We start from the raw sequence: 11,983 nt of genomic DNA on the forward strand, positions 1-11,983 counted from the left end.
GAGAAAACAGTATTTCATTTGCTACTCACCCTATAAGCCAAATAAGACAATCATTTTATAGAGACTATAACTTACATACAAAAACGAGCACTTTCGTACTCGTCCTCTGATATAAACTACTGATTAAAGTGAGTTAACGTCAACCTTGATACCAACACCTTGAGTAGTTGTGATTGTCAAGCTTGTTACGTAAGTTCCTTTAGCAGTAGCTGGTTTAGCTTTTTGGATTGTTTCGTTAAATGCTTTGAAGTTTTCAACCAACTTGTCAGCTTCAAATGAAACTTTACCGATGATCGCTTGTACGATACCTGCACGGTCCGCACGGTAAGTGATTTTACCACCTTTAGACTCTTCAACTGCTTTAGCAACATCCATTGTTACAGTACCAGTTTTAGGGTTTGGCATCAAGTTACGTGGTCCAAGGACACGTCCAAGACGTCCAACAAGAGCCATCATGTCAGGTGTTGCGATAACTACGTCGAAGTCCAACCAACCGTCGTTGATTTTAGCAACAAGGTCGTCTTCACCAACGAAGTCTGCACCAGCAGCTTTTGCTTCTTCAGCTTTTGCACCACGTGCAAATACAAGAACGCGAGCTGTTTTACCAGTACCGTTTGGCAATACCATTGCTCCACGGATTTGTTGGTCAGCTTTTTTAACGTCAATGTTCAAGTTGTAAGCAACTTCTACAGTTGCATCGAATTTTGCAAAGTTAGTTTCTTTTGCAAGAGCTACAGCTTCTTCAACGCTGTATGCTTTTGTGCTGTCGATCTTCTCAAGAGCAGCACGAAGTTGTTTGCTTTTTTTAGCCATTTTCTATTCTCCTTGTAAGTGGTTCAATCGATTTTCATCTCCCACGTCACTTCTCGAAATGATGAAGTCTTGCGGGTTATATAGGGATGTTATTGATTAGTCAACAACAGTGAATCCCATAGAACGAGCAGTACCTTCGATCATACGCATTGCAGACTCTACGTTTGCTGCGTTCAAATCTGGCATCTTAGTTTCTGCAATTTCTTGTACTTGCGCACGAGTAACTGTAGCAACTTTAGTTTTGTTAGGTGTCCCTGATCCTTTTTCAACACCTGCAGCTTTTTTCAAAAGAACAGCAGCTGGTGGTGTTTTTGTAACGAAAGTAAATGATTTGTCTTCGTATACTGAGATAACAACTGGAATGATCATACCAGCTTGGTCAGCAGTACGAGCGTTGAACTCTTTTGTGAATCCCATGATGTTGATACCAGCTTGACCAAGAGCAGGTCCAACCGGTGGAGCTGGTGTAGCTTTACCAGCAGGGATTTGCAATTTTACAAGTTTTTCGACTTTTTTAGCCATTTTTAAATCCTCCTTTGTGGTTTTGGCGGTAATTAAATATTTTTACCTCCCACAAGTATGCTTTTCACATACCCATCTATTATACACTATTTATCTAGAATTGCAAGAGAAAAGTTTATTTTTTAATCGACGTAATCTCCGCCTTCAAAGCCGTAATACTCTTCCAAACTGAGACCACTTGCAGCTATTTCTTTTGCTTCTTTTCCAACATAACGAAGATGCCATTCTTCAGCCATATAGCCTGTTTCCTTTTCCTTGCCTTTGAGATAACGGACAACAAAGCCATAATCAGCCGCATGGTCCAAGAGCCACTGGGCCGCTTTTTCTTCTGTCACCAAATCACCATTTGTCCCAATCACATCAAAAGCCAAGCCTGTCTGGTGCTCGCTATAGCCAGGACGGGCAGAATAACGGTCGGCAGCTTCTTTCCCATCTTGATTGACATAATCTTGATAGAGCTTGGTCTGAGTTTCATAACTTCTAAAGCCACTGTAATGATCGCTAATGGGGAAACCTGCCTCTTGCATAGCTCTGATGAGTTTGACCAACTCTGCCTTGGCTGTTGGATTTTCCCCTGGATTGTAGTCTTTCGACAATGGATAGTGTTTATTGGCTACGATGATTTCATCGTATTTTCCTTGAATGCTATAGTAGTCTCCTTTATTGACCACTTCCGCTTTTTTCTGGGAAGCTCCTTGAGATTTACTGTCGACTGTTCCATCAGCTTTAGCTGTTTGTTCTGTCTTAGCTGCGCCATCTTCATTTTTTGCTTTTTCTTGTGAACAAGCTGCTAGACTCAAGACTAGCAAAGCTGTCAAGACAAGGTATCTTTTTTTCATTTCTACTCCTTTATTTCTAATAGTTTATCTACTTCTAACGATAAACATTCGACTAATCTTTTAATCTCATCCGGTTTTGCTTGACAGGTTTCTGCTGTCATTTCTTCAAAGGGAACCCACCAGACTGGACCACGTCCCTTGAGACCGTGACCATTCATATCACCTCTTCGTCTAGGAAACAGATGCCAATGAAGATGGGCATCGCCATTTCCTAGCAGTTCGATATTCATTTTCTCGGCAGCAAAGGCCTTGGCAACTGCCTCTTGGACTAAACTCATTTCTTCTAGAAAACGGAGTCTCATTTCCTTTTCTAAATGGTGCAATTCCGTGACGTGTTCCTTGGCTAGAAAGAGACTATAGCCTGAAAAATACTGGTGATCTCCAATCACAAGATAGCCTGTTTCCAACTCTTTGACAAAGTAAGGATTGTCCCCAGCTTTAATGAGCTCAATTCTCTGGCAAATAAGGCACATATTAGTCTACCAACCCGCTCTTAAGGTAAGCATCAACCATACGCTCTGTTGCGACCACCGAGTCAATATGAGTGCGTTCATATGAATGGCTAGACTCGATACCAGCACCGAGAAGGGCGTGTTTGACTTCTGCACCTGCAGACATAGCTGCCGAAGCGTCCGAACCATAAAATGGATAGATGTCCAGCTTAAATGGAATATCTTGCTCTTTAGCCAAGGCAACCAAATGTTGACGGAAGTCATAGTGATAAGGTCCTGAAGCATCCTTGACACAGATAGACACTGTGTACTCATCTGTTTGCTGATCATCCCCCATAGCTCCCATATCCACAGCCAGATATTCTACTACCTGAGCAGGAATATTAGAGTTAGCACCATGCCCCACTTCTTCAAAGACTGAAAAAGCAAAATGGGTTGTTACTGGCAATTCAATCTTCTCTTCCTTATAAATGCGAAGTAGGTTAAGCAAAATCGCTGCGCTGACCTTATCGTCCAAATGACGAGACTTGATAAATCCTGTCTCTGTCACGACAGTTCGTGGGTCAAAGCTGATAAAATCACCAACCTCAATCCCCAAGGCACGAGTTTCTTTTTCATTGGTCACTTTTGCATCCAAACGCACTTCCATATTGTCCTGGGTGCGTTCTGCAGTTCCTGCATCCTTGTAGACATGGCAAGAAGTTTGGTGGATGAGGATGGTGCCTGATAGCTTTTGATCTGTACTAGCCACATGAACGGTACAGTTTTCTCCTTCAATCATATTCCAAGGAAAACCACCGATACGGTCCAATTTGAGACGGCCGTCTGGTTTGACAGCGCGGACAATGGCACCAAGCGTATCCACATGGGCAGTCACATAGCGGTGTTCTTCATCATTTTGACCTTTGATGGTCACATTGACACCACCCTTGGCTGTGCGAACCGGCTGGTAACCAAAACCTTCTAAAGTCTTGACTAAATAGTCCGAAATTTCACGAGTAAAACCCGTTGGCGACGCAATGGCTGTCAGTCCTTTGATATATTCTACTGTTTGATTCATTTCTTCACCTCTTTTGCTACCTATTATAACACATTTATCATCGGATAAAAAAAGAAAATCACTCCTGTAGACTTGGCTACAAAAGTGATTTTAGTGATTATTCCATTTCAAAAACATCGCTTTCTTGCTTGTTTGGTAGAACCAATGAGAGCAAGATTCCGACAATGGCTGGCACCAACCATGGGAGAGATGCTTTAGCAAAAGGAAGAGCGTTAACAAGGTTTGCAAGAAACTCAACCTTAAACGAGCTTCCTAGTACGCTTGCAATGGCAATAGCTGTAACCACAGCAATTGTCAACTGCATACCTGGTTTTGAAAGAGCCACAAATTTATTCACAATGACAATCATAACGATGGCAATGGTGATTGGGTACAAGATAACCAGTACAGGAATTGAGTACTTGATAATCGCATCAAGACCCAAATTAGCAATGGCAAATCCAATCAAGGTAAAGGCTGTCGCATAAACCTTGTAGCTGATTTGTGGGAAGCGCTCATTAAAGAACTCAGCAGTTGACACAATCAAACCAACTGTAGTTGTGAAGCAGGTTACAGTAACCATAGCTGCAAGGAAGATTTGAGCTGTTGAACCAAAGATTTCTTGAGTTGCTTGTGACAAGATGTAAACACCTGGTGTTCCACCCTTCATCGCTTCAGCTGGTACTGGGAAATGATTTCCAAGGAAACCTAAACCGATGTAAAGAGCGCTGAAAGCAAGGGCTACAACGATACCAACAACCCAAATAGTTGAAATGTATTCTTTCTTACTTGAAAATCCAAGTTGTTTCAAGGTTTGAACTGCGATTACACTGAAGGCAACCGAAGCAAGGGCATCCAAGGTATTATAACCTTCTAGGAAACCTGTACCAAAGGCAGAAGCTTGATAAGCAGCTGAAGCAGCTTGAGGACTTGTTCCACCGTATTTGATAGCTCCTAAAACAACCAAGATAACAATCAAGATTGCAAAGACTGGTGTTAAAATACGGCCGATACGGTCCAAGATTTTTGATGGATTAAGCGAGATTAAATACGCTGCCGCAAAATAAAGAAGGGTAAAGACAATCAAGCCAAGTCCTTTATTTGCATCCGATAAAAGGGGGCTAATCCCTACTTCGTAAGCTGTTGTAGCAGTACGTGGGATAGCAAAGAATGGACCGATTGACAAGTAAAGAACTGAGAGGTAAAGAGTCGCAAACCAAGGCGCTATCTTCGTTGAAATCTCGTAGATATATCCTTTAGGATTTAGCGTTCCAATAATAAGGGTCAAGACGGCGATACCGACGCCTGAAAAGACAAAACCTGCGATAGCAGGAAGAAAATGTTCTCCAGATAGAGCACCCAGAGAAGGCGGAAAAATCAAGTTCCCCGCACCAAAAAATATTCCAAACAGGAGTAAACCTGTTAGGGCACCTTTTTTAGCCATGTAAATCTCCTTCATATTTATAAAATACTGACCTAGTATATCATGAATAGGAGTATGAAAAAAGCTTCACGAAGTAAATATTGAATGTTTTCAAGATTCACAAAAATAAGAATTATCTAAAAATAACATTCTCCTACCTAGATCACACCAAGTAGGAGAAAATTCTAATGTTCAAAGTTCTTCAAAGGCAGTCATACCACCTTGGACATTGATAACCTCATAACCTTGTTCAGCTAGGAATTGGCAAGCACGCGCCGATCTCATCCCAGATTTACAAATGACATAATGCAACTGGTTCTTGTCCAACTGATTATAGCTATCAGCTAACTGACTCAGCGGTAGGTTGTGGGCACCTTCTAGATGAAGAGCTTCAAACTCATCCACTTCTCTCACGTCCACTAGAGAAGGTTGGTCGTTTTGGTAAAGCTGGTAAAATGCGTCAAAGCTAATTTCTTTCATTCTTTTTCTCCTAATACTCTTCGAAAATGGTTTTAATTCTTTTTTTCAAGTCTGGCACCACTTCTAACTCAAACCAAGGATTTTTGGCCATCCAGATTTGATTTCGAGGTGAAGGGTGAACTAATGGAAAATAGGCTGGTAAGTAATTCTGGTAATGTTTTACCCGTTCTGTCACCTTGCCACTGATTTTTTCCTGTAAATAGTAGGCTTGAGCATATTGCCCAATCAAAAGGGTTAACTGAATATCTGGTAATTCTTGCAAGAGCTGCGGGTGCCATTTTTCAGCAAAACCTGCTCGCGGTGGCAAATCACCTGACTTGCCATGCCCTGGAAAGTAGAAATCCATGGGTAAAACCGCAAAACAACCTGAATTGTAAAAGGTATCTTCATCTACACCTAGCCAGTCTCTCAGGCGGTCACCACTTTTGTCCTTCCAGTAAAGCCCTGCTTCTTGGGTTTTAAGTCCCGGTGCCTGACCGACGATATTGATGCGAGCAGTCTTTGGCGCTGCAAAGAGAGGCTCTATTCCGCGCTCGGTATAGCTGGCATTCTGCGGATCCGCCATGATAGCCTGCTTTATTCTTTCGATTTGAGACATCTACTTTCCCTCCAAAAAGAAGTCTAAGCATAGCATCTCAGACTTCTATCGTTTTATTTGATCAATTCATAAATAGCTTCGGCATAGATTGCTGCTGCTCGGAAAAGATCATCCAAGGCGATAAATTCATTGGCTTGGTGCATGGTGTCAATTGAGTCTGGGAACATGGCACCATAGGCAACTCCGCGTTCTAACAAGCGACCAAAGGTTCCACCACCGATAACTTGCTCATGACCTTGAAGACCAGTTTGTTTTTCATAGACATTCAACAAGGTTTGTACAAGTGGATCTTCCATTGGCACATAGTGAGGGGTATGACCGTGTTCAGAAAGGCTAACAGAAGCAACTGGCAAGTTTTCAAGGATTAACTTGATTTGCTCTGGACTTGTTCCTTTTGGATAGCGAATATTAAGGGCAATGGTATTATCAGCGCTTGTCTCATCGAAGCGGAAGACACCCGCATTCATAGAAAGGGCACCCATCTTTTCATCCACATGAGCAATCTTAAGACTTTCACCCTCATGGTCGTTCAAAAGAATCTTACCAGCGATATCAAGGTAATCTTTTGCAGGTCCTGCAAAGTCAAACTGGCTGAGGAAGAGGGCTAGGTAAGTCGCACCATTGACACCTGAAGCAGGCATAGCACCATGGGCTGATTTACCGATGATCGTCACCTTGTATTGACCATTTTCTTCTTGAAGTTCTCCTCTAAGTTTGTGTTCTGCAACAAAGGCATCTAGTTTAGCTTGCAAGTCAGCCAAATCACCTGAAACGACCGCTGTTGCTGATTCTGGTACCATGTTTTCACGCAAACCACCTGTAAAACTGTGAAGACGGGCAGCACCTGCATTTTCACCTGCAAAGTGGAGATATTCTGTAATATTTCCTTTTTCACCGTTGATGATAGGGAACTCAGCATCAGGAGAGAAACCAAAGTCTGGCTTCGCAAGTCCTACGTGCTCGAAGTAGTAGTCCATGTCTGCCCAGCCCGATTCTTCGTCTGTTCCGACGATGAAGCGAACTTTTTTAGAAGTTGGAAGGCCCAATTCTTTGATGATTTTCAAACCATAGTAACAAGCTGTTGTAGGTCCCTTGTCATCAGAAGCTCCACGCGCGTAGAGGCGACCGTCTTTGATAGTTGGTGTATAAGGATCCGTGTTCCAACCGCTACCAGCTGGCACCACGTCCATGTGGGCAAAGATTCCGAGAACTTCTTCTCCATCACCAAACTCGAAGTGTCCTGCATAGTTATCAACATTTTTAGTTGGATAGCCATCGCGGTCTGCGATTTCAAGGAATTTTTCTAAGGCTTTTACTGGACCAGGCCCAAATGGATGCTGGGCATCAGCCTTGCTGTCATCACGTTCTGAGTTGATTTCCAAAAGGCTAAACAAGTCAGCCAAGAGGTCTTCTTTGCGTTTTTCTACTTCTGCTGTAAAATCAATTGCTGTCATATTATCTTCCTTCTATCTTTTCTCGATGATTTCATCTACTGGCAAGCGGTAGCTTGGTTCCAATTTTTCATCTGTGTAACCCACTGTAATCAAGAGTTCTGGACGGAAACGGTCTTCGATATCCAAAACTTCGTTGACTTTTGATTTGTCAAATCCAAGAATCATATTTGATCCAATTCCTTGGTCTGTAAGAGCGAGAATCAAGTTCATGGCAACCAAACCTGCATTGAGGGCCAGGTAGTCGCTGACTTGTTGTTCATTGTAGCGTGCAAATTCAGCTGGCAAATTTTTCATGAAGTATTGAAGTTGTTCTTCTGAGAAATTGTTAGCACCACCAACTCGGGCAATCTTACGAGCACGTTTGGCAAGGTCTGTATCCGTAAACAGGGCAATGGTTACAGGCGCTGATGATACCTGCTCAAAGTTGGAACCGTAAGCCAATTTTGCCAGTTCAGCATTTTTCTCACGAACCACCACAAATTTCCAAGGCTGGCTGTTGTGGGCACTTGGAGCCAAGGTTGCAATTTCGATAGCCGTACGCACATCTTTGGGATCCACTTGCTTATCAGTGAAATGCTTGGTCGCATGACGTTTTTTATTTAATTCAAGAAATTTCATAATCGATTTCCTTTTCTAATTCTACTGCTTCCATTCTACCATAATTTGAAAGAGCTTGCAGGGATTTTTCATGATTAAGTTTTTTTTATCACAGCCATAAAAAATATATATTGGTTCATCGGGAAAGTTTCTGATAAACTAGCAGATAACTTACATTTGAATGGAGACATTATGAAAAAATTTAGCCTATTACTTGCTTTCCTTCCATTATTGGTTTCCTGTGGAAATCAAGCTACACCTAAAGAAACCAGCTCTCAAAAGACAATCGTCGTTGCTACAGCTGGTGATGTGCCGCCATTTGACTACGAAGACAAGGGAAATCTGACAGGCTTCGACATCGAAGTTCTAAAAGCAGTAGATGAAAAACTCAGCGACTATGAGATTCAATTCCAAAGAACTGCTTGGGAGAGTATCTTCCCAGGACTTGATTCTGGTCACTATCAGGCTGCAGCTAATAACTTGAGTTATACAAAAGAGCGTGCTGAAAAATACCTTTACTCACTCCCAATTTCCAACAATCCCCTCGTCCTTGTCAGCAACAAGAAAAAGCCTCTGACTTCACTTGACCAAATTGCTAGTAAAACAACGCAAGAGGATACTGGAACTTCAAACGCTCAATTCATCAATAACTGGAATCAAAAACACACTGACAATCCCGCTACAATTGATTTTTCTGGTGAGGATATCGGTAAACGAATCCTAGACCTCTCTAACGGTGAATTTGATTTCCTAGTCTTTGACAAGGTATCGGTTCAAAAGATTATCAAGGACCGTGGCTTAGATCTCTCAGTCGTTGATTTACCTTCTGCCGACAGCCCCAACAACTATATCGTTTTCTCAAGCGACCAAAAAGAGTTTAAAGAGAAATTTGATAAAGCGCTCAAAGAACTCTATCAAGACGGAACACTTGAAAAACTCAGCAATACCTATCTAGGTGGCTCTTACCTCCCAGATAAATCTCAGTTACAATAAGATATATAAAAGCGATTGGAGCAGCCAATCGCTTTTTTAGTTTGCATTGGTTATTTTAGGAAACTCTTACAAAAAATCAAAATAATCCTTCACATCCTCTACATACCCATGCTTTTCTATTAAGCTGGCTAAGAGTTCCAGATTGTGTCCCTGATAGTTATCTTCACGACGTAGTTCTTCATACATTTCGATAAAGGGAAGCCCCTTGGATTTGGCCAATTCTAACTCCGCTTCATAATCATAAGCGACTTTACGAAATTGGATATTTACCAATTCCCCATCTTCAATCTCTATCACGGCATACTGGGCACGGTGATTTTTTAACTTTTCCCAATTAAAATAGGGCATACCAATCGAACCTGGATTGATAATTTGTTGCCCTTGACTGCCATAACGAAGCAATTGCTTGTGAACATGACCATAGACTGCCACGTCGGTTTCCGCATCTAGCAGTTGATCAAATTTCTCTGTATCATTCTCAACTAGCAAGTCACCACCATAGTTCTTATTTGGCAAATTATGAGAAAGAGAAAAGCGCAGTCCGTCAACTTCTTTCTTTTCTAGCAAAGGTAAGCTTCGTAACCAGACAATCGTTGCAGGATCCATTCGCTCCATCAAAAACTGGGTCAATCGCATGAGCTGGATTTCTTGTGGATGTTCCAAACCATATTCGCCATCCAAGGCCTCAAGGACACAATCATCCCAATTACCTCGAACACTTGCCGTTATAGGAAGTCCCTTCAGCAGAGCGACCAGATCATTTGCGCCTGGACCAGGAAGAAAAATATCTCCCAGAAGCCAGTATTCACTGACTTCTTGATTTTTAGCATCTGCAATCACTGCTTCTAAGGCCGTCGCATTGCCATGAATATCTGATAAAATTGCGATTTTATAGTTCATGATGGTTTCCTTCCGTTTGGCAATCTACTCTTTCTTCCGCCACTTGAACCAATTCCACTTCTTCCTGCGGATTCAACTTCCTCTGCACAGCCTCTGCAACCGCTCTAGGTACTCCAACTTCGACAATCTCATCCACACTGGCTTCCTTGATTTTAGTGAGAGACTTGAAATGTTTCATGAGATTCTGTTTGCGTTTAGGCCCCAGACCTTCAATCCCATCCAGTTGTGATGAAAAGGAATTTTTGGAGCGCAGTTGGCGGTGGAAAGTAATGGCAAAGCGGTGGACCTCATCTTGGATGCGTTGAAGGAGGAAAAATTCCTGAGAATTTCTAGACAACTCCACCACCTCAAGCGGATCTCCAAAGAGCAATTCATGGGTTTGGTGCTTATCATTCTTTTGCAGACCTGCAATGGGTATATCCAAGCCCAGTTCCTCTTGGATGACTTGCTTGGCGATATTGACCTGACCTTGTCCTCCATCAATGACAATCAAATCTGGAGGAGTCAAACCGTCACGCTGTACTCGACCATAGCGTCTGCGGATAACCTCTCGCATACTAGCATAGTCGTCTGGCCCGACTACGGTTTTTATCTTGTACTTACGGTAATCCTTCTTACTGGGTTTTCCATTGACAAAGACTACCATGGCTGAAACAGGACTAGTTCCCATGATATTAGAGTTATCGAAGGACTCGATACGAACTGGGGTTGGGATTTGAAGCAAGCGTCCCAGATTTTCAATAGCCCCTTGGGTCTTTTCGACAGATTTCTCTAGCAGATTAAATTTCTGCTCTAGACTGACTCGAGCATTCTTTATAGCCAAATTGACCAGTTGCTTTTTCTCTCCACGTTGAGGCTTAAGAATCTTGGTGTCTACCAAAGCCTTGACAGCTTCTTCGTCAATATCCTGCGGAATCAGTACCTCATTGGGAACCAGGTGAGATTTTTCTTGATAGAACTGTCCCACATAGGTCAAGAAATCTTCGTCTGGATCATTGTAATAGGGGAAAAGATTGACATCGCGCTCAATGAGTTTTCCCTGACGGACAAAGAAAACCTGAACACACATCCAACCCTTGTCCACATAGTAGCCAAAGACATCACGATTCTGGAGATCCTTAGCCATGACCCGTTGCTTGGTTCGAAGCGTTCCAATAGCCTGAATCAGGTCACGGTATTCCGCTGCACGTTCAAATTCCATAGTCTGGACTGCCGCTGCCATTTTTCCCTTAAGAGCATCAATGATTTTGTCATCCTGCCCTTTCAGAAAATCAGAAACCTCCTGAGCCATAGATTTGAAGTAGGCCTCATCCTTCTTACAGATGGTATGGGCCATACATTGACCGATATGGTAGTAAAAACAGACCTTAGACGGTGGATTGGTACACTTACGAAAAGGGAAAATCCGATCCAGCAACCGCTTGATTTCATTGGCTGCCCCCACATCTGGATAAGGGCCAAAGTAGAGACCTCCGTCCTTTTTGACCTGACGAGTGATAATCAAACGAGGATAGCGCTCATTGGTGATTTTGATGAAAGGATAGGACTTATCATCCTTGAGCATGATATTGTATTTGGGCTTATTTTCCTTGATCAGGTTGATTTCTAGGAGAAGTGCCTCAATATTGGACTCCGTAACAATAAATTCAAAATCCACAATTTCAGACACCAAGGCCTCTGTTTTTGTATCGTGACTCCCACGGAAATAAGACCTCACGCGGTTACGTAGATTTTTAGCCTTTCCTACATAGATAATCGTACCGTTTTTATCCTTGTGAATGTAGCAACCAGGGCTGGTAGGCAAGAGCTCCAGTTTTGATTTAATCAAGTTATTCATAGTTCCATTATAGCAAAAAAGTAGGGAAAGATAGTC

13 protein-coding genes are annotated in these 11,983 nt (G+C 42.4%); 1 reads left to right on the forward strand and 12 read right to left on the reverse strand.

All coding sequences use genetic code 11. From position 1 onward, the window contains the following. Positions 1 to 123: 123 nt before the first annotated feature. The 10 genes from rplA to FJR77_RS04935 form a co-directional block, all read right to left on the reverse strand. A complete protein-coding gene (gene rplA / locus FJR77_RS04890) occupies positions 124 to 813 on the reverse strand; it encodes a 50S ribosomal protein L1 (RefSeq protein WP_001085672.1) in 690 nt (229 codons plus the stop codon). A 96-nt stretch (positions 814 to 909) separates the two neighbouring features. Next, complete coding sequence (gene rplK / locus FJR77_RS04895; RefSeq protein ID WP_001085809.1) at positions 910 to 1,335, reverse strand: 50S ribosomal protein L11; 426 nt, start codon at positions 1,333 to 1,335, stop codon at positions 910 to 912. 122 nt (positions 1,336 to 1,457) lie between these two features. Beyond that, positions 1,458 to 2,174, reverse strand: a complete 717-nt coding sequence (gene ldcB, locus FJR77_RS04900; RefSeq protein WP_140833477.1) for an LD-carboxypeptidase LdcB/DacB — start codon at positions 2,172 to 2,174, stop codon at positions 1,458 to 1,460. A gap of 2 nt (positions 2,175 to 2,176) precedes the next feature. Beyond that, positions 2,177 to 2,647, reverse strand: coding sequence for an HIT family protein (locus tag FJR77_RS04905; RefSeq protein ID WP_140833479.1), 471 nt, complete (start codon positions 2,645 to 2,647; stop codon positions 2,177 to 2,179). Position 2,648: 1 nt separating this feature from the next. Next, positions 2,649 to 3,686, reverse strand: coding sequence for a M42 family metallopeptidase (locus FJR77_RS04910; RefSeq protein WP_140833481.1), 1,038 nt, complete (start codon positions 3,684 to 3,686; stop codon positions 2,649 to 2,651). 97 nt (positions 3,687 to 3,783) lie between these two features. Then, a complete protein-coding gene (gene brnQ / locus FJR77_RS04915) occupies positions 3,784 to 5,109 on the reverse strand; it encodes a branched-chain amino acid transport system II carrier protein (protein ID WP_181146599.1) in 1,326 nt (441 codons plus the stop codon). 171 nt (positions 5,110 to 5,280) lie between these two features. Continuing rightward, the gene (locus FJR77_RS04920; RefSeq protein WP_140833486.1) at positions 5,281 to 5,568 is read right to left on the reverse strand and encodes a rhodanese-like domain-containing protein; all 288 of its coding nucleotides are present in this window, start codon (positions 5,566 to 5,568) and stop codon (positions 5,281 to 5,283) included. A 10-nt stretch (positions 5,569 to 5,578) separates the two neighbouring features. Then, a complete protein-coding gene (locus FJR77_RS04925; RefSeq protein WP_140833487.1) occupies positions 5,579 to 6,166 on the reverse strand; it encodes a uracil-DNA glycosylase family protein in 588 nt (195 codons plus the stop codon). 53 nt (positions 6,167 to 6,219) lie between these two features. Continuing rightward, on the reverse strand, positions 6,220 to 7,620 hold the full coding sequence (gene pepV, locus FJR77_RS04930) for a dipeptidase PepV (protein WP_140833488.1): 1,401 nt from the start codon (positions 7,618 to 7,620) through the stop codon (positions 6,220 to 6,222). A 12-nt stretch (positions 7,621 to 7,632) separates the two neighbouring features. Next, positions 7,633 to 8,238 carry a nitroreductase family protein gene (locus tag FJR77_RS04935; RefSeq protein WP_140833490.1) on the reverse strand — a complete coding sequence of 202 codons (606 nt, stop codon included), beginning with the start codon at positions 8,236 to 8,238 and terminating at the stop codon, positions 7,633 to 7,635. 171 nt (positions 8,239 to 8,409) lie between these two features. On the opposite strand from FJR77_RS04935, the gene FJR77_RS04940 reads away from it, so the two are divergent. After that, positions 8,410 to 9,210 carry an amino acid ABC transporter substrate-binding protein gene (locus FJR77_RS04940; protein WP_140833492.1) on the forward strand — a complete coding sequence of 267 codons (801 nt, stop codon included), beginning with the start codon at positions 8,410 to 8,412 and terminating at the stop codon, positions 9,208 to 9,210. A 66-nt stretch (positions 9,211 to 9,276) separates the two neighbouring features. Here the strand turns inward: FJR77_RS04940 and FJR77_RS04945 are convergent, their stop codons facing one another. Both FJR77_RS04945 and uvrC read right to left on the reverse strand, forming a co-directional pair. Next, positions 9,277 to 10,110 (reverse strand): metallophosphoesterase family protein, encoded by an 834-nt coding sequence (locus tag FJR77_RS04945; RefSeq protein ID WP_140833494.1) that lies wholly within the window; start codon positions 10,108 to 10,110, stop codon positions 9,277 to 9,279. After that, positions 10,100 to 11,947 carry an excinuclease ABC subunit UvrC gene (gene uvrC, locus FJR77_RS04950; RefSeq protein ID WP_140833496.1) on the reverse strand — a complete coding sequence of 616 codons (1,848 nt, stop codon included), beginning with the start codon at positions 11,945 to 11,947 and terminating at the stop codon, positions 10,100 to 10,102. The genes FJR77_RS04945 and uvrC overlap by 11 nt, the downstream gene beginning before the upstream one ends. Positions 11,948 to 11,983: the final 36 nt, after the last annotated feature.

This window comes from Streptococcus shenyangsis, assembly GCF_006385785.1.
GTDB classification, from domain to species: domain Bacteria; phylum Bacillota; class Bacilli; order Lactobacillales; family Streptococcaceae; genus Streptococcus; species Streptococcus shenyangsis.